General features: G+C 55.8%; 17 protein-coding genes and 1 tRNA gene. 4 read left to right on the top strand and 14 right to left on the bottom strand.

Features of this window, described 5'->3' with window-relative positions; genetic code table 11:
• Positions 1–12: 12 nt before the first annotated feature.
• The 4 genes from pncB to LVJ78_RS04425 form a co-directional block, all read right to left on the bottom strand.
• On the bottom strand, positions 13–1,230 hold the full coding sequence (gene pncB, locus LVJ78_RS04410) for a nicotinate phosphoribosyltransferase (protein WP_132953784.1): 1,218 nt from the start codon (positions 1,228–1,230) through the stop codon (positions 13–15).
• Positions 1,231–1,368: 138 nt separating this feature from the next.
• Positions 1,369–2,295 carry a PaaI family thioesterase gene (locus LVJ78_RS04415; RefSeq protein ID WP_243650343.1) on the bottom strand — a complete coding sequence of 309 codons (927 nt, stop codon included), beginning with the start codon at positions 2,293–2,295 and terminating at the stop codon, positions 1,369–1,371.
• A gap of 125 nt (positions 2,296–2,420) precedes the next feature.
• On the bottom strand, positions 2,421–3,287 hold the full coding sequence (locus tag LVJ78_RS04420; RefSeq protein WP_132953783.1) for a segregation and condensation protein A: 867 nt from the start codon (positions 3,285–3,287) through the stop codon (positions 2,421–2,423).
• On the bottom strand, positions 3,284–4,060 hold the full coding sequence (locus LVJ78_RS04425; protein WP_132953782.1) for a tRNA threonylcarbamoyladenosine dehydratase: 777 nt from the start codon (positions 4,058–4,060) through the stop codon (positions 3,284–3,286). Before LVJ78_RS04425 ends, LVJ78_RS04420 begins: the two co-directional genes overlap by 4 nt.
• A gap of 149 nt (positions 4,061–4,209) precedes the next feature.
• Between LVJ78_RS04425 and LVJ78_RS04430 the strand changes: the two genes are divergently transcribed.
• Complete coding sequence (locus LVJ78_RS04430) at positions 4,210–4,674, top strand: universal stress protein (protein WP_132953781.1); 465 nt, start codon at positions 4,210–4,212, stop codon at positions 4,672–4,674.
• Positions 4,675–4,836: 162 nt separating this feature from the next.
• On the top strand, positions 4,837–5,451 hold the full coding sequence (locus LVJ78_RS04435) for a glutathione binding-like protein (protein WP_207894297.1): 615 nt from the start codon (positions 4,837–4,839) through the stop codon (positions 5,449–5,451).
• Positions 5,452–5,530: 79 nt separating this feature from the next.
• On the opposite strand, the gene serB is transcribed toward LVJ78_RS04435, so the two are convergent.
• From serB to LVJ78_RS04450, 3 genes are all read right to left on the bottom strand, one after another.
• A complete protein-coding gene (serB, locus tag LVJ78_RS04440) occupies positions 5,531–6,355 on the bottom strand; it encodes a phosphoserine phosphatase SerB (protein WP_132953780.1) in 825 nt (274 codons plus the stop codon).
• Between the two features lie 125 nt (positions 6,356–6,480).
• Positions 6,481–6,556: transfer RNA gene (locus tag LVJ78_RS04445), tRNA-Glu, on the bottom strand.
• Between the two features lie 106 nt (positions 6,557–6,662).
• Positions 6,663–7,721 carry an NAD(P)H-dependent flavin oxidoreductase gene (locus LVJ78_RS04450; protein WP_132953779.1) on the bottom strand — a complete coding sequence of 353 codons (1,059 nt, stop codon included), beginning with the start codon at positions 7,719–7,721 and terminating at the stop codon, positions 6,663–6,665.
• Positions 7,722–8,179: 458 nt separating this feature from the next.
• Here LVJ78_RS04450 and gtfA point away from each other — a divergent pair, with 458 nt between their 5' ends.
• Complete coding sequence (gtfA, locus tag LVJ78_RS04455) at positions 8,180–9,628, top strand: sucrose phosphorylase (RefSeq protein ID WP_132953778.1); 1,449 nt, start codon at positions 8,180–8,182, stop codon at positions 9,626–9,628.
• 72 nt (positions 9,629–9,700) lie between these two features.
• Here the strand turns inward: gtfA and LVJ78_RS04460 are convergent, their stop codons facing one another.
• From LVJ78_RS04460 to LVJ78_RS04490, 7 genes are all read right to left on the bottom strand, one after another.
• Positions 9,701–10,192 carry a DUF302 domain-containing protein gene (locus tag LVJ78_RS04460; RefSeq protein ID WP_132953824.1) on the bottom strand — a complete coding sequence of 164 codons (492 nt, stop codon included), beginning with the start codon at positions 10,190–10,192 and terminating at the stop codon, positions 9,701–9,703.
• A gap of 479 nt (positions 10,193–10,671) precedes the next feature.
• Positions 10,672–11,001: a rhodanese-like domain-containing protein gene (locus LVJ78_RS04465; protein ID WP_132953777.1), complete on the bottom strand. Its 330-nt coding sequence runs from the start codon at positions 10,999–11,001 to the stop codon at positions 10,672–10,674.
• Positions 11,002–11,327: 326 nt separating this feature from the next.
• Entirely contained in the window at positions 11,328–12,095 is a 768-nt protein-coding gene (locus LVJ78_RS04470; RefSeq protein ID WP_132953776.1) for a peptidyl-prolyl cis-trans isomerase, read from the bottom strand.
• A gap of 12 nt (positions 12,096–12,107) precedes the next feature.
• Entirely contained in the window at positions 12,108–12,983 is an 876-nt protein-coding gene (locus LVJ78_RS04475; protein ID WP_132953775.1) for a peptidylprolyl isomerase, read from the bottom strand.
• Between the two features lie 34 nt (positions 12,984–13,017).
• Positions 13,018–13,290 carry a BolA family protein gene (locus LVJ78_RS04480; protein ID WP_132953774.1) on the bottom strand — a complete coding sequence of 91 codons (273 nt, stop codon included), beginning with the start codon at positions 13,288–13,290 and terminating at the stop codon, positions 13,018–13,020.
• Positions 13,287–13,577 carry a YciI family protein gene (locus tag LVJ78_RS04485; protein ID WP_132953773.1) on the bottom strand — a complete coding sequence of 97 codons (291 nt, stop codon included), beginning with the start codon at positions 13,575–13,577 and terminating at the stop codon, positions 13,287–13,289. The genes LVJ78_RS04480 and LVJ78_RS04485 overlap by 4 nt, the downstream gene beginning before the upstream one ends.
• A complete protein-coding gene (locus LVJ78_RS04490) occupies positions 13,577–14,113 on the bottom strand; it encodes a septation protein A (protein WP_132953772.1) in 537 nt (178 codons plus the stop codon). Before LVJ78_RS04490 ends, LVJ78_RS04485 begins: the two co-directional genes overlap by 1 nt.
• A 309-nt stretch (positions 14,114–14,422) precedes the next feature.
• On the opposite strand from LVJ78_RS04490, the gene LVJ78_RS04495 reads away from it, so the two are divergent.
• On the top strand, positions 14,423–16,462 hold the full coding sequence (locus tag LVJ78_RS04495; RefSeq protein ID WP_243650342.1) for a motility hub landmark protein FimV: 2,040 nt from the start codon (positions 14,423–14,425) through the stop codon (positions 16,460–16,462).
• Positions 16,463–16,567: the final 105 nt, after the last annotated feature.

The following is a 16,567-nucleotide window of genomic DNA, read 5'->3' on the forward strand; positions in this document are numbered from 1 at the left end:
AACAAGCAGATATTATTCGGTTTTCGGCGCCGGGATTTCAAATACTTGGCGCAGATAAGCCAAGAAGGTGTCGTTGTCGGTCATGGTTTTGCCGGGGCTGTCGGAGAGCTTGGCCACTGATTGGCCGTTGCATTCCACGAGTTTCAACACGATGTTGAGCGGGGTGTGGCCCATGTCGTTGGTGAGGTTGGTGCCGATGCCGAAGCTGGTTTTGAAGCGGCTTTTGAAATATTCGTGCAAGCCCCATGATTTTTCGATGGTGAGGCTGTCGCTGAAAGTGAGCATTTTGGTGCGGCTGTCGATTTTCAGCTTTTTGTAGTGGCGGTAGGCTTTGTCGCCCCAGGCATAAGGGTCGCCGCTGTCGTGGCGCAAGCCGTCGAAGAGTTTGGCGAAATAAAGGTCGAAATCGCGCAAGAAAGCATCCATGCCCACCACATCGGTGAGCGCGATGCCCAAGTCGCCGCGGTATTCGTGCACCCAGGCTTCGAGCGCGGCTTTTTGGAAATCGCGCAAGCGCACATCCAGCGCCTGAAAAGCCTGCAAAAATTCGTGCGCCATGGTGCCGATGGGGGTGATGCCGAGCTTTTTGGCCAGATAAACATTGCTGGTGCCGCGGAAAATATCGGGCACGGCTTCGTGCAGGGTTTTCACCACATGCTCCTGCCAGGCCAGCGTGTAGCGGCGGCGGGTGCCGAAATCGGAAATCAGAAAAGGCGGCTCGCGCGGGTCTTGGCGGCTGTCGAGCGCTTCGAGCAGCGCCACTTTGGCCTCAAGGCGGCGGCGGCCTTCTTTGAGCACTTCGGGGGTTTCGAGGCGGCGGAAATAAAGCTCGTTTACAATTGCCAGCGTGAAAATCTCAAAAAACATCGCCTGAATAATCGGGCCTTCTACTTTGATATTGAGGCGGCCGTGCTCATCGGTGTGCACTTTGATAAAGCGGCGCTTGAGCTGGAACAATTCCAAATAATCCACAAAATCGCTTTTGATAAAGCGCATTTTGCGCAGATAGGCCAATTCATCCTGCGCCAACTTCAATTCGCACAAAGCATCCAGCTCGCGTTCGAGCTCTTCTTTGATGTCGGCCAGCGGGTAAACGGTTTCATCGTTGTTGCGGCAGCGGAATTCATACACGCCGTGCGCTTGTGGAAATTGGTGCAGCACCACTTGCAGCATGGTGAATTTGTATAAATCGGTGTCGAGCAGGGAATGGATAATGGGCGTGTGCGACATGATGAGAATGATTCTTGTCGGTTGGTGATGGGCTATTAAACCATGTTTCGGCTTGTTTGGGTATGCGATATGACCAAAAGGCAAGGTTTAATCAAGAGGCCGTCTGAAAGGTTTCAGACGGCCTCTTGATTTACTTGATTACGGCATTTGGAAATGGCAGCGTGCCACGGCAAAAGGTTTGCTTTCGTCGGCCTGCCAAGCTTCGACGGCGATGTTGGTGATGCGGCTGCCTTGGCGGGTGAGAATGCAGCGGGCGTAGGCGGTGTCGGCTTTGGCCGAGCGCAGATAGTCGAGCGAGAAATCAATCATTTTCGGCAATTCGCTAAGCTCGGCTTGCTCGTATAAATAAAGCGCGGCGCAGCTTTCCATAAAGCCGCCGATCAGGCCGCCGTGCAGCGCGGGCAGGAATATATTGCCGATTAAATCGGGCCGGTAAGGCAGGGCATAAAGGCGGCCGGCGGCGTCGGTGCCGGTTTGCAGGCCGATAAAGGCGGCATAAGGCATCAGGGTGGCGCTCTTTGCAATGAGTTCGGCATCGGCATGAAAATGGGCACCGGTGGCAGATGGCGGGGGAAACGGCGCGGGGCTGTTTTGCTGTTGCGCCAAAAAGGCGGCCAGCTGCTGCTTTTCAGCATTTTCCAGCGGCGTGCGCATAAAGGTGGCGGTGCCCAGCGCCACGGGATCGCTTTGGCCTTCCTGATAACACAGCGTGCGCACAAACGCCACTTGGCCGGCCAAGCGGTAGCAGGTGGATTTGGCCTGCACGGCGCGGTCGGTGAGGGCGGGGTGCATATAGTCGATGCGCATATCGAGTGTGGCAAGCACTTCGTAATCGGGCAGGTGCGCGGCCACGGCGCTGGCAGAGGCCACGTCCACCAGCGCGGTGATTACACCGCCGTGTATGGTGCCCTCAGAGCCTCGGCCGGCCAAGTCGGCGCGGTTGGCCACGCTGAGTACGGGTTGGTCGTGTTCGGTGCACACGGCCTGCAAATCGATGGCGCGGCAATGCGGCAGGCTCAGATAGTGGTCGGATAAATGCCGGTAAACGGCCGGATTTTGCGGCATGGCTGCTCCTTTGCAGATTGTTGTTTTGTTGTTGCCCGAGGCCGTCTGAAAGCTTTCAGACGGCCTCGGGCTTATTTTTATCGCCAACCGAAAATAAGCGAAAGCGTTGCTTCGTTACCTTATTTTCAGATTGGATGCGATTCGGTTTCGGCTTCGGTGCCGTCTGAAAGCGGCCACGCTGCGCCGCCGTCTTGGCTGTGGATTTCGATTTCGGCAAAGCCCTCGGCTTGGGTGATGCGCACCAAGCCTTCTTTGGCCAATTCCAAAAGCGCGATAAAGTTCACCACCACCAAAGCCACGCCTTGTTCGGGGCGGAATAATTGGTGAAACAGGCAGCCGCCCTCGCGCAGGCGGCGCAAAATGGCGCTCATCTGCGCGCGCACCGATAGCGCTTCGCGCACCACTTCGTGGCTGCGGGTGTGTTTGGCGCGCGATAAAATCGCCAGCCAGGCTTGGCTGAGGTCGGCAATCTGCACATCGGGCAGGCGCGCTTCCACGGCGATTTCCAGCGGCAGATAAGCCCAGGCGAAATCGCGGCCGGCGCGCGGCAGCGCATCGAGGCCGGCGGCGGCGCGCTTCATCTGCTCATAAGCCAAGAGGCGGCGCACCAATTCGGCGCGCGGGTCGGCGGCTTCGTCTTCTTCGATATTTTCAGGCTGCGGCAGCAACAGCCGCGATTTGATTTCGATGAGCACCGCCGCCATCAAAAGATATTCGGCGGCAAGATCGAATTGGTGCGTGTCCATCTGTGCGATGTAGTGCAGATATTGCTCGGTGATTTTCATCATCGGAATATCGAGCACATCGATGTTTTGCTTGCGGATGAGATACAAAAGCAAATCCAGCGGCCCCTGAAAGCTGTGTAACACCACTTTCAAGGCATCGGGCGGGATAAACAAATCTTGCGGCATATCGGTAACGGGCTGGCCGAACACCCACGCCAATGCGTGTTCAGACGGCCTGATTTCGGCACGCTCGACAGCGGTGCTCATGGCCGGCCGCCGATATGATCGATGGCCGCTTGCGCACAATGCAGGCCGAATGAAGCCGTTACCAGCATGCTGGCGCCGTAGCCTGCGCACGACAAACCTTGCGGCGCGGCATCGGTTTCGCAGGCCTCGCCGGCTTGCGGCGGGGTGATGTTTTCGGTGGAATACACGCAGGGCACGCGCATTTTCGCTTGGGTGTCGCGCGGGAAACCATAGCGCTTGCGCAAGGTGTAGCGCAGGTTGGCCAATAAAGGGTCGTGGGTGACGCGGCTCAAATCGGCGCTTTGAATCAGCGCCGGATTTTTCTGGCCGCCCGCGCCGCCGCTGAGCACAAAAGGCTGCTTGTGGCGCACAAAATAATCGGCCATCGCCGCTTTCACGCGCACTTGGTCGATGGCGTCTATCACAAAATCAAAAGGCCGTCTGAAAAGCGCCGGCAGGTTTTCTTCGCTCACAAAATCTTCGATTTCCACCACTTCGCAAGCCGGGTTGATCTGCACAATGCGCTCGTGCAGCGCCGCCACTTTGGCCTTGCCGAAATCATCGGTGAGCGCGTGCAACTGGCGGTTGACATTCGATTCGGCAATATTGTCCAAATCAATCAGCGTAAGACGGCCGATGCCCGAGCGCGCCAGCGCTTCCACAGCCCACGAGCCCACGCCGCCCACGCCCACCACGCACACATGCGCCGCGGCAAAACGTGCCAAAGCTTCGTTGCCATATAAACGGGCGATGCCGCCGAAGCGGCGGCCGGGGGCGCAAACAGGTGCAGACATAACAAGCCTTGTGATAAATCAAAATTAAATGAAAAAAGGGTGGCAAATCGGCCAACGCGTATTATACTGCAAGCCTGAAACGAATCCCACTTTCACCACACAGGCCGGCAGCCGCCGCCCATTCTGATTCAAGCAATAAGGAGAAAAATATGTACAAACATTTAGTTGTTGCGGTAGACGGCAGCGCCACTGCGCTCAATGCCCTCAAACACGCCGCCGATCTGGCCAGCGCAATCAACGCCAAGCTTACGCTGGTGAACGTGGCCAATCCCGCCGAATATATGGCGCTGGCGCCGGAATTTCTGCAACACGAAAGCTATGAAGCCGCCGCCGTGGCGCAGGGCAACGAAGTGCTGGATTTTGCCGTGAAAACCGCGCAAGACTTAGGCGTGGCCGATGTGCAGAAGCATTTGCTGGTGGCCAACAAAGGCGCACGCGAAATGGCGCAAGAGCTGGTGGATTATGCCGATGAGCAAGGCGCCAATCTGCTTGTGCTCGGCACCCACGGCCGCACCGGCCTGATGCATTTGCTGATGGGCAGCTTTGCCGAAACCGTGATGCGCCAAAGCCATCTGCCGCTGCTGGTAATCCGCAGCGAAGATGAAGATGAATAAGCCCGATTTCGGGCTATGAAAAAAGCAGAGGCCGTCTGAAAGCGATTCAGACGGCCTGTTTTGCTTCTGAACAGCATTCAATGGGGCTTGCTTGATAACACGATAAGCAGGCCGTCTGATACCATGTTTGTCTGCTTGAATACTTGAATAAAGGATACCGCCATGTTGAAACTCTATTACCTGCCCGGCGCCTGCTCGTTGGTGCCGCACACCGCGCTGGAATGGATCGGTGTGGATTTTGACGCACAAGCCGTCGACCACACCATCATCAAATCGCCCGAATATCTTGCCCTCAACCCCAACGGCCAAGTGCCGCTGCTGCAAGAAGGCAGCTGGACGCTCACGCAAAACGTGGCGATTCTCGATTACCTGAACGATGTTTATCCGCAGGCCAAGCTCTACGGCAGCGGCGATGCCCGCGCCGTGGCTCGCGCCCGCGAATGGCTGGCATTTTTAAACGCCGATTTGCACAAAGCCTTCAGCCTGATTTTCGGCGCGGCGCGTTTTTCCGAAGATGAAAGCGTGCAAAACGCCGTGCGCCAGGCTGCCACCGCACAAGCGCTCACGCTGCTGGCGCGCACCGACCGTGCGCTGGCCGCGCAAGATTATCTGACCGGCGAACGCACCATTGCCGATGTGTATCTGTATGTGATTTTGCGCTGGGCATATGCGCTCAAGCTCGATTTGAGCGGCATGAGCGCATTGCCGGGCTTTTTCGAGCGCATAGAAGCCGATGCCGGTGTGCAGGCCGCGCTCAAGCAGCAAGGTTTGCTGTGATTGGTTTGAATGCACCAAAACAGGCCGTCTGAAGCTTCAGACGGCCTGTTTGATAAGGTTTGATTTAATCCGCCGATGCTCAGCGAAAGCAGCCGCGCACGGCTTCCAGCCCGCCAAACTGAATGCACACATCGGCCGCAGCCTGCGTCTTGGGTTTGGCGCGATAAGCCACGCCTATGCCGGCGGCGCGCAACATCGGAATATCGTTGGCACCATCGCCCATGGCCAGCACTTGCTGCGGCTGCAAGCCCAGCATGTGGCGGTGTTGCAGCAATAAATCGGCCTTGGCTTGGGCATCGATAATGCGGCCTGTCAAGCGGCCGGTGAGCACGCCGCCTTCGATTTCCAACACATTGGCAAACGCATAATCCAGCCCCAATTGCTGCTGCAAACGTTCGGTGAAAAAGGTGAAACCGCCCGACACCAACATAAATTTCACATCATGGCGCTTGCATTCGGCCAGCAGATATTCCGCGCCGGGTGAGAGTGAAAGCACGTTGTCATACACATTCTGCAACACCTCTTCAGGCAAACCTTTGAGCAAAGCCACGCGCTGGCGCAGCGACTGTTCGAAATCCAATTCGCCGCGCATCGAACGCTCGGTAATCTCGGCCACTTCCGCTTTCAAGCCCACGCCGGCGGCAATTTCATCCACACATTCAATGGTAATCAGCGTGGAATCCATATCGCTCACAATCAACCCCAAATCGGCAAACGATTGGTCGGGCAAGAGCGCATAATCAATCTGCTGGCGTGCCAAAATGGCCTTGGCTGCCTCGGGTAGCACAAATCCTGCCGGCACATCAATGCGCACCACGCGCTCGGAATAAGGGACAAGCTTGGGGAAATCAGACAAATCGCAAGAAGCAATATCAGGGTGTTGCAAAACCAAAACATGCGGCATGATGCGTCTCTTTTCAAGATAAAACAGTAGGATTATAGCGCCAAAGTGAAGAACATGGCCGTTTGAAACAGCAACTTGCATAAGCAAAAACGCTTTTTACACAGCGTAAAAAGCGTTTGGCAAGTTGGCACGCCCACGGGGATTCGAACCCCGGTTGCCGCCGTGAAAGGGCAGTGTCCTAGGCCTCTAGACGATGGGCGCGTAACCGAATCGCGAACTATAACGAAAGCGCCTGTTATTGTCAATGTGGCGGCGGGAGGAATAGTGCGGCAATAGTCGGGTGCGGTGCGGTTTGAGTCGGTTTGGTTTATGGCGCGGCAAAGCCTGCTGCGAGCTGCTCAATAATGTTGGCTGTGCTGCCGCTTTGTGCCAAGGGGGCGTTTTGGCCGGCCCACAACGATGAAAATTCATCCGAGCCTTGCGCTTCGGCGGCGGCTTTCAATGGCGCTGAAGCGGCTTGGGCCAGCGGAAAGGGCGGGGCGGCGGCGCTGATGGGGCCGGCTTCGCGCATAAAGCGGTTGACGATGCCGCGCGCATAGCCGCCGCTGAAAAGATTGGTGAGCGCAGTGTGTTCGGCGCGCGGGCTTTGCAGGGCGGCGCGGTGCAGGGCGGAGGTGTCGGCTTCGTCGGCGAGCATCAGCGCGGTGCCGATTTGGATGCCGGCGGCGCCCAATTGGCGCGCGGCGTGCGCGGTGGCGGCGTTGCTGACGCCGCCGGTGGCCACCACCGGCACGCGCACGGCGGCGCAAATTTGCGGCAGCAGGCTGAATGTGCCCGCTTGGGTGTTTAAATCGCGGTTGAGAAACATGCCGCGGTGGCCGCCGGCTTCGAGGCCTTGGGCGATGATGATGTCGGCACCATGCTCTTCGAGCCAGCGCGCTTCGGCCACGGTGGTGGCGCTGGACATCACCACGCTGCCGGCGGCTTTCACCTGCTCGAGCAGCTGAGGTTCGGGCAGGCCGAAATGAAAGCTCACCACGGGAATGCGGTAGGCTGCCACGATATCGGCCTGCTCGCGGCTAAATGGCTGTCGGCCGCCGCCGGTGGCGATATCGTGTTCGCTGAGGCCGAATTCGCGGTAAAACGGCATCAATGCCTGCAACCAGCGCGCTTGTTGCGCCGCATCGGGCGCGGGCTGGCGGTGGGCAAAAAAGTTGACGTTGTAAGGCTGATCAGTGCCGGCTTGAAGGGCATCGAGCTCGGCGCAGAGTTTTTCGGGTGTGAGCATGGCGGCCGGCAACGAGCCGAGTGCGCCGGCGCGGCAGGCGGCAAGAGCGAGCCGGCTACCTTGCACGCCGGCCATCGGCGCTTGAATCACGGGCAGGCGGCAGCCGAGCAGCTGCAACAGGTTTGCGGTGGGGTTCATGGGTTTTCTTTGTGGATGCGTAGGCTGAAAAAGGTAGCATAAAGCGGTGCGCTGCGGCAAGCTGGTTTGAATGTTTCAGACGACATGATGTGGGCTCGGGTGAATTGCATTCATTCGAAAAGCACGCTTACCAAGCAAACCAACGCGGCTCGTTTTTTGGTGGGCATCAGCAATGAAATCATAAGGTGTGCACAAAGGCCGTCTGAAAATGTTCAGACGGTTTCTTTTGTTAACACATGCATAACAAACCTTGCGCTACATCAAGCAAGCGCAACGGCAGGGTGTTTCAGCCATTTCAAGTGATTGACTTATGGCACAGGGCTGCTATGATGCATGCAAATGACACCGATGTCTTTTAAGTAATGCCGTTTAAAAACATCATGATGATAATAGCTCAGCCTGTGCGCAAACGCGCGTGCTGCCGCACTTAAACCCAAAACCGACCACAGGAAAAAACCATGCCGTTAAAAAACCAAGCCATGCTGATTACCTATGCCGACAGCCTGGGCAGCAATTTGAACGATCTGCAAAAAGTGTTGCAAGGGCCGCTTAAAGATGTGGTGGGCGGTGTGCATATTCTGCCGTTTTTCCCCTCATCGGGCGACCGCGGCTTTGCGCCGATGGATTACACCAAGGTCGATCCCGCATTCGGCAGCTGGGCTGATGTGAATGCGCTGGCAAAAGATTATTATTTGATGTTTGATTTTATGGTGAACCATATTTCTGCCCAATCGCCTTATTTCCAAGATTTCCTCGCGAAAAAAGACGCTTCGGAATATGCCGATCTGTTTATCCGCTATAAAGATTTCTGGCCCAACGGCGAGCCGACCGAAGAGCAGGTTGACCTAATCTACAAACGCAAACCGCGCGCACCTTACCGCATGGCCGAATTTGCCGATGGCAGCGCGGAAAAAGTGTGGTGCACATTTGATGAGCAGCAGGTGGATTTAGACGTGACCACGCCCACCACCCGAAAATTCATCAAAAACAACCTCACCTTTTTGTCGGAGCAGGGCGCATCCATTATCCGCCTTGATGCCTTTGCCTATGCCAACAAAAAAATCGGCACCAACTGCTTTTTTGTGGAGCCGGAAATTTGGGAAACCCTGAAAGAATGCACCGATGTGCTCGATGCGCACAATGTGAGCGTGTTGCCCGAAATCCACGAGCATTACACCATTCAGCTCAAAATCGCCGAGCACGATTACTATGTGTATGATTTCGCGCTGCCGATGTTGGTGTTGCACACCTTATTCAGCGGCCGCGTCGACCGATTGGTGCACTGGATGGAAATCTGCCCGCGCAAACAATTTACCACGCTCGACACCCACGACGGCATCGGCGTGGTGGATGTGAAAGATTTGATGAGCGACGAAGAAATAGAAGCCGCCCGCGAAGCACTCTATGCGCAAGGCGCGAATGTGAAGAAAAAATACAGCAGCGCCGAGTATAACAACCTCGATATCTATCAAATCAATTGCACCTATTATTCGGCCTTGGGCAACAACGACCAAGCCTATCTGCTCGCGCGCGTGCTGCAATGCTTCGCCCCCGGCATTCCGCAAATCTATTATGTGGGCCTGCTCGCGGGTGAAAACGACATCGAATTGCTGGAACACACCAAAGAAGGCCGCAACATCAACCGCCATTACTACACTTTGGCAGAAATCGAGCGCGAAGTGCAGCGCGATGTGGTGCAGCAGCTGTTCAATCTTTTGAAATTCCGCAACACAAGCCGCGCGTTTGACGGCGAATTTGCGGTGAAAGCGTTGGATGCCAACGAGATGGAAATCACTTGGCACAATGCCGCCGAGCGCACTTCTGCCGTGATGCGGGCCGACACGCAAGCGAAAACCTTTTCAATTGTGGAAACCGTTGATGGGGTGAGCCGCGAAATATTGCTGTAAGTGTTTGATGTCAAATATTAAAAAGGCCGTCTGAAAATGGTTTCAGACGGCCTTTTTAATATTGGCGCCGCTTTATTCGCTCACGGTGTGACGAATCAGTTTTTCGGCGCCGGCCAGGGTATTTTCCACTTCGGCATAGCCGATGTTGCTGCCGCTGATTAGTGCGCGGGTGTCGTTAAACACCACTTGCACTTGGCCGCCGTTTTCCGTGACCAACACGCGCAGCGGCAGTTGCAGCGCAAAAGCCGGGTCTTTTGCCATCAGCGGCGTGCCGGCTTTGGGTGTGCCGAAGATAATCACTTTGGCCGGCTGCATGTTAAGGCCGCTTTGGCGGGCGGCGGCTTGGTGGTCGATTACGGCAAACACGGTCATGCCGCGTGAGGTGATGGCGTTTTCCAGACGGGATACGGTGTCGTTGAAAGAATAGCGGCTGACTACGGTGTGGGTGCTGGGCATGGCGGCGTAGGCTCTCGGTTGGGGTGGCTGGTGTGGTGTGTGGCTGCAGGCGCTCAGGGTGAAAGCAGCGGCGAGGGCGGCGAGGCTGGGGCGGAACAAGGTTTTCATGGCGGCTCCTGAGTGGATGTTGCATAGAGAAAAGGCGGATAAGCGGGTGGTTTGGGCAGCGCGGCGGCAGGGTTTGCGCTTGGGCGGCGGTGCATTCAAGCTGCTGTGTGCCATGGTTTGAATGCATTGCGCCGATGGTTTATACCAATTTTAAAAAATAACCTTACAAAATAAAAACAGTTTGGCAGCATCATCCGCGTAGGTCGGATTCTTGAATCCGACGTTTGGCCAACGGCCAAAGCAATGTGCGTGCCTTGTTCTGCGAACAAGTGTCGGATTCGAGAATCCGACCTACAGGCTGCCTGTTTGTATATTATTTTTTTGAATTGGTATTATTTGGCACGATACGTTATGCAGGCAAAACGAAATCTGAGTGCCGTAGGCCGGGTTGCTTAAGTGTTTGAGGCCGTCTGAATGTTTCAGACGGCCTATGGAAACGACAATTAAATTTCAAAGTTTAATTGCCGGATCAATAAGCCTTAGCGCAAGCCTTGTTTGCGCAAATCTTCATAGCCGCCGTGGTTGGTCACATTGTTGTAGCCGAGCTGCTTGAGGGTTTGCAGGGCGGCTTCGGCACGGCGGCCGCTGCGGCAATAGAGATGGATGGGGGCTTGTTTGTCGGGGCTGATGCTGCTGATTTTGGCGCCGATTTGGTCGGCAGGGATATTGATGGCGCCTTGCAAATGGCCTTGGCTGAATTCTTCGGGCGAGCGCACATCTATCCACACGCCTTTGGCTTTGGCCGCTTGCGCCGATGCCGGCGGGGTGGCGGCTTTAGGTGCGGCCGGCAAGGCAGCGGGCAGCAGCAAGGCGGCGAAGAAGGCGAGCGCGGAGGTTTTTTTTCATAACATCTCCTTAGAAAAAAGGGGCTTGATAAAGTTTGGCTCAAGCGTGCAGATGGGTTTGGATAAATTAAATATGCGGAATTGGCAATAATACCCTTCAAAAAAGCAAACTAACAAGGCGGAAGCCTGCGACAGTACAGATAGTACGGCAAGGCGAGACAACGCAGTCAGGTTATTTTTTTAGATTGGTATAAGCTCCAGCTAATGCTGCAAGGCAAGATAATGCAGTCAGGTTGTTTCAGGTTTGATATAAAAGGCCGTCTGAAAGCTTTCAGACGGCCTTGCGAGCTTTAGCGGCTCTCGGGCGGCACGATGCCGTTGCTTTTCAAAAGCTGCTCGATTTGCGCCTGCACTTTTTGCTGCTTGGCTTGCTGTGTGAGCTGGGATTTAATCACTTCATAAGGCGGCGCTTCGGGGTTGCGCTCGGCAGCGGCCAGCTTGAAAAGATAATATTTGCCGTTGAGCAGCACCGGCTCGCGGGTGACTTCGCCGCGGGTCATTTGGGCAAGCGCGGTCATGTCGGGCGGCAGCTGTTGCGGTGAGATAAAGTCGTCAAATTGCTGTTCGGGGTTGGGGTAGCGCTTCATCAGCGCTTCGAAGCTCATACCTTTGAGCAGCAATTGCTGCGCCTCGCGGGCGGCTTGGGCGCTGTCAAACTGCACTTGCTGCAATTTGATGATGCGGGTTTGCTGCTCGTAGGCGGCGCGCACTTCGGCCTCGTTTACTTCGGTGCTGTTTTCCAGATGGTTGACGTATTGAGCCGCGTAAAATTGGGCTTCTACGTTTTTAAGCTGGTTTTGCACTTCGGGCTTTTTATCGAGGCCGGCTTTGAAGGCTTCGTTTTTCAGCACTTCCAGGCTTTGCAGTTGCAGCGTCACTTCGCGGCGGATTTGCGCGCCGTCGGGCTGATGGCTGGTGTTGGGGTCGGCATCGGCTTGTTTGAGCACTTGCGCCACCATGCTGTCGATGCGGCCTTTGTCGATTTGCGGCGCTTGGGCGAGCGCAAAGCCGGCCAAAGCCAGCGCTAATGCGCCGGCCAAAGTGGTGTGTTTGTTCATCTCAGCTCCCCTTTAGTTGGCGGACTTGATGTCGGCTTTTTGGTAAAGGGCGGCCACGGCTTGGTCGATACGGGCGGTTTGCAGATCTTGTGCCAAGCCTTGTTTGGCTTCGTCGAAAGTGGGCAGCTTCACGGCGCGTTTGTCATTCACATAAAAAATGGCATAAAGGCCGTCGTTGCTTTGCAGGGGTGCGGTGTAAGCGCCTTTGCGCAAATCTTTCACCGCGCCGTAAACCACCGGCGCACCTTGCTCCAAATCTTTCAGGCGCACATAGTTTTGGGCGATGCCGCCGTTTTGCTTGCCTTGCGGATCGATGGTGTATTGGCGGGCCACGGTTTGAAAGCTTTTTTTGGCTTTCAGATCGGCTTCGGCTTTTTGGGCATCGGCGCTGCTGCGGGTGAGGATTTCACCCAGCTGCACTTCTTGGCTGCCTTTATAGAAATTGCTGAAATCGGTGTAGGCGCGCTGCACGTCGCTGTCGGTAACCGGATTGTTGGTGAGCACATGCGCCATATAGGCTTGGGCGAGCAAATCGCCTTCATAAACCGCCCATTGTTGTTTGAAGTTGGGCTGTTTGTCGGAGCCGTCTTGCTTGGCTGCTGCGCGAGCCTGCTCCAGCGCTTGCTTGTATTGGCTGCTTTGCTCCAGCTTCAGGCGGCGGGCTTCTTGCGTAACCAGCGTTTGGGTTACTTGGCGTTGGGTGAGGTTTTGGCGCAGAGCCGGGCTGTCTTGCAGCTGGCCGTTGCTTTGGCTTTGCAGCATTTTCACCTGCGCATCGATTTCTTTGCTGTCGATTTTGGTGCCGTTTACGGTAACCAGGGTTTGTGCCATCAGGCTGCCGGAAAAAGCGGCCAACATCAGGGCAGAGGTAAGATAAGTTTTTTTCATGTCGGTATTCTCGGTAAATTTAAATGAAAACGGCTTAGCTGAAATATTCATCGGGTGTGGCGGCTTTGATGCTTAATGCATGAATGAGGCCGTCTGAAAACAAATCGTGCAAGGCTTCTTTTACCATGCGCTGGCGGTTGATGCGCGAAACATCTTTAAACTTTTCGCTCACCACGAGTAAGGCGTAATGGCCGCCGCCCTGATTGCCGGCATGGCCGGCGTGCAAGTGGCTGTCGTCGCGAAATTCGAACACTTCTACGGCCAAATGTTGCAGGCGTTGCTCGATTTGCTGTTGCATGGGGCTCATTTGAACACGGCTTTGAAAGGTTTGATCAAAATTTCGTCATACACGCCGGCATCCACATAAGGGTCTTGCTCGGCCCAGCTTTGTGCATCGTCGAGTGAAGCGAATTGGGCAACAATCAGGCTGCCGGAAAAACGCTCGGGATTGTCGGGCAACGGGTTGGGGCCGGCGATAAGCAGCCGGCCTTCCGCTTTGAGCGCTTCGAGGCGCTGCAAATGGCCGGCACGTGCGCTCATGCGCGCTTCATGCGCATCATCGGCATCTGTGGCCAACAACATATAATATTCCATTATTTGTTCTCCTGCGGAAGAAAACGGCTCAAATACATGCCTTGAGCGATAAAAAACACAATCATCAGGGCGGTGGAGCCGAAAAGTTTGTAATTTACCCATTGGGCTTCGGTGAAGGTATAAGCGACAAAAAGGTTAACCAAGCCCATCAGCACCAAAAAAGCCAGCCAGGCAAAAGTGAGCTTGCGCCACACGCCCTCCGGCAGGGTGATTTCTTTGCCCATCATCGCTTTGAGTCCGTTTTTGCCCATCAAATGGCTGGCCAGCAGCACCAGCGCACCCACCCAAAACAAAAGCGTCGGCTTCCACATAATAAAACGGGCATCGTGCAGCAAAATGGTGGCCCCGCCAAACACCACAATCAGGGCCAAGCTTACCCACTGCATGGTGTCGAGCTTTTTGTGCCGAATCCAGGTAAAGGCCGCCTGCAACACGCCGATAACCAGCGCCACGGCCGTGGCCCATACGATATTTTTGGTGAGAGTGTAGGTGGCGAAAAAAAGGATAACCGCCAGCAAATCGCTTAATATTTTCATGTAAACAGGGTTGTTGAAATGCATGCAAACGATAATCATACATTCACGCGGCCGCTTTTGCATCATTTATCTTGGCAAAGTGCGCCGCCTTTTGTACCCGCTTAACCCGATTTTTCATTTTATGCCGGCCGCAATGCCTGCTTGGCGTGGCTATAAAGCCGCATTGCGGCATTTGTTTTAACATAAATTAGCAAGATGGCTTGGCAGAGTAAGCGATTCGAATATATCATGCAGGGTACGCAAAAGTCTGGCAGCTGCGCTGCAATCCAACAGGGGACATAAGTTTTGAAAAATAATCGTCGAATCAAAATGATCGCCGCTTCGGTGGCGCTGATGGCCTCATTCAGTGCCGTGGCCGGGCTGGGTGGTTTGAACGTTCAATCTCATTTAGGCGAGCCTTTTTCCGGCACGGTAACGGTTACCGGCGATGAGGCCAAAATATTGCTGAGCGGCGGCAAAGCCAGCATTTCCGACAACCGTTTGAGCACCAGTGTGCGCAAATCGGGCGACAATGCTATTGTGAGCATCCGCTCCAGCGGCGCCGTGCGCGATCCGGTGCTGGTTTTCCAAATGGGTGTGGGCGCACAGGCGCGCCAATACACCGCCATTATCGACCCGCCGGGCTATGCATCGGGCAGCACCGCCAATCGTGCGCCGGTGCGCCAGGCCGATGAGCCGGCTACGCGCGCAAGCGAGCACGGCAGCCGTGCCGCCGCTGCACCCCGCGCAGCGCAAAACCGCCCGGCACCCGCCAAAGCGCCGGAGCGCCAAAACACCCGCGTTGCCGCCGGAGAATACACGGTGCGCTCGGGTGAAACCCTGATGGGCATCGCCAGCCGCGTGCGGCCGGCCGGGCTGAGCACACGCCAAACCATGCTGGCCTTGGTGCAGGCCAACCCTGAAATTTTCGAATCAGGCAGCCCCGACCGCATTTGGCCGGGCAATGTGCTGAATATTCCGGCTGCCGAAGAATTGCACCGTCTGGCGAAACCGGGTGAACCGGTGCCGGTTACACCGGCAGAGCCTGTGCCCACGCCTGCGGCTTCCGAGCCGGTTGCCGAGCCCGCATCAGCGCCTGTTGCGGCACCGATGGAGGCTTCTGCACCCGTTGTAACCGCTTCTGAGGCCGTGGCGCAGCCGGCTTCCGAGCCGGTGGTGGTGCCTGCGCCGCAAACCGAGCCTGAGCCCGAGCCGCGCGAAAGCGGCTCTTGGTGGCGCTGGTTGCTGCTGGGCGGTTTGGGTTTGATTGCATTGTGGATGTTGTCCAAAATGTTGGGCAAAAAACACAAAACGGTGGTGTTTAAGGAAGAAGAGGACGAGACTTCTCCGTTTGACGCCCAATCCGGTGCGGCAGCAGATGCGCCGGTTGAGAAGGCTTCTGCTTCTGAAGAAGGCATTCGCACCCATCAGCCGGTTGCGCGCCCGAGCAACAATGCGCCGCTTACCCGTGCAGAAGCCGCAGCCACCTTGGCCGCCGGCAAAGTCGCCACAGAGGGCAAAGGCAAAAGCGAGAGCAGCGGCTTGGAAGTGGAAGATGATTTTGACGATGATATTTTCTTCACCGATGTAGAAAAAGTTGCCGTTGTTAAAGAAGCTGATGACAGCATCAACTTGGATTTAGGCAGCATCGACAGCCAGCAAAACGGTATTTTGTCGGGCGCAATCACGCGTGATGAAGCCACCGAGCAGCGCAAAGAAGTGGATTGGGAGCAGCTTGAATCCACCGAGAGCGTGTATGAGCCGGATGAGCCGCAGCTTGAAACGCCTGTGGCCGCGGCTGCCTCAGTGGCTGATATTGCGGTGCAGGCTGAGCCTGAAGCCGTTGAACCTGCTGCTTGGGCAGAGGTTGATGCAAAAACTGCGGACATTGCAGATGCTGATTTTGCAGTTGACGAAAAAGCAAGTGCTGCCGAAGAAGATCCTTTCGCGCCGCTCGAGTTCGACACTGAAGCCGACGAGGCGAAACGCACCGACCAAATGGCCGGTGTGGCCGATGAGCCGGCCACCGAAAGCTGGTATGCCGAAGCGGAAAGCGCCATTGCCATGCAAGAGGGCGATGATGTGGCTGCCGATGCAGGCGGCATTACGCTTGATGAGGGCGCACCGGCTGTCATCGAGTGGGATGAATCTGCTGCCGAAGCGGCAGGCGAGCGCGCCGAAACCGGCTTTATCACCGAATCGGTGGGCATGACTGCACCGTTGGAAGCCAAATACGAGTTGGCGAAAATGTATATCGAAATCGGCGACCCCGAAGCCGCACGCGATACTTTGCTGGAGTTGATGGAAGAATCAGACGGCGGCATTTTGGCGAAAGCCCAAGCGCTGTTGGATGAGCTGGATGCTTCCTGATATTGTTTGAAAAAGCCCGGGTGAACACTCGGGCTTTTTATGTTTCAGACGGCCTTTTGATTGGTGTGGTGAGGAAACTCAATTGCACCCGCTCTAAAAAATAAT

The sequence above is a fragment of the Uruburuella suis genome, from assembly GCF_022870845.1.
GTDB lineage: Bacteria > Pseudomonadota > Gammaproteobacteria > Burkholderiales > Neisseriaceae > Neisseria > Neisseria suis.

Bases quoted from the DNA above. Each gene is read 5' to 3' on its own strand.
- LVJ78_RS04415 (WP_243650343.1), bottom strand. From the start codon at position 2,295: ATGCCGCAAAATCCGGCCGTTTACCGGCATTTATCCGACCACTATCTG.
- serB (WP_132953780.1), bottom strand. From the start codon at position 6,355: ATGCCGCATGTTTTGGTTTTGCAACACCCTGATATTGCTTCTTGCGAT.
- gtfA (WP_132953778.1), top strand. From the start codon at position 8,180: ATGCCGTTAAAAAACCAAGCCATGCTGATTACCTATGCCGACAGCCTG.
- LVJ78_RS04480 (WP_132953774.1), bottom strand. From the start codon at position 13,290: ATGAGCCCCATGCAACAGCAAATCGAGCAACGCCTGCAACATTTGGCC.
- LVJ78_RS04485 (WP_132953773.1), bottom strand. From the start codon at position 13,577: ATGGAATATTATATGTTGTTGGCCACAGATGCCGATGATGCGCATGAA.
- LVJ78_RS04490 (WP_132953772.1), bottom strand. From the start codon at position 14,113: ATGAAAATATTAAGCGATTTGCTGGCGGTTATCCTTTTTTTCGCCACC.
- LVJ78_RS04420 (WP_132953783.1), bottom strand. From the start codon at position 3,287: ATGAGCACCGCTGTCGAGCGTGCCGAAATCAGGCCGTCTGAACACGCA.
- LVJ78_RS04495 (WP_243650342.1), top strand. From the start codon at position 14,423: ATGATCGCCGCTTCGGTGGCGCTGATGGCCTCATTCAGTGCCGTGGCC.
- LVJ78_RS04470 (WP_132953776.1), bottom strand. From the start codon at position 12,095: ATGAACAAACACACCACTTTGGCCGGCGCATTAGCGCTGGCTTTGGCC.
- LVJ78_RS04435 (WP_207894297.1), top strand. From the start codon at position 4,837: ATGTTGAAACTCTATTACCTGCCCGGCGCCTGCTCGTTGGTGCCGCAC.
- LVJ78_RS04475 (WP_132953775.1), bottom strand. From the start codon at position 12,983: ATGAAAAAAACTTATCTTACCTCTGCCCTGATGTTGGCCGCTTTTTCC.
- LVJ78_RS04425 (WP_132953782.1), bottom strand. From the start codon at position 4,060: ATGTCTGCACCTGTTTGCGCCCCCGGCCGCCGCTTCGGCGGCATCGCC.
- LVJ78_RS04430 (WP_132953781.1), top strand. From the start codon at position 4,210: ATGTACAAACATTTAGTTGTTGCGGTAGACGGCAGCGCCACTGCGCTC.
- LVJ78_RS04450 (WP_132953779.1), bottom strand. From the start codon at position 7,721: ATGAACCCCACCGCAAACCTGTTGCAGCTGCTCGGCTGCCGCCTGCCC.
- pncB (WP_132953784.1), bottom strand. From the start codon at position 1,230: ATGTCGCACACGCCCATTATCCATTCCCTGCTCGACACCGATTTATAC.
- LVJ78_RS04460 (WP_132953824.1), bottom strand. From the start codon at position 10,192: ATGAAAACCTTGTTCCGCCCCAGCCTCGCCGCCCTCGCCGCTGCTTTC.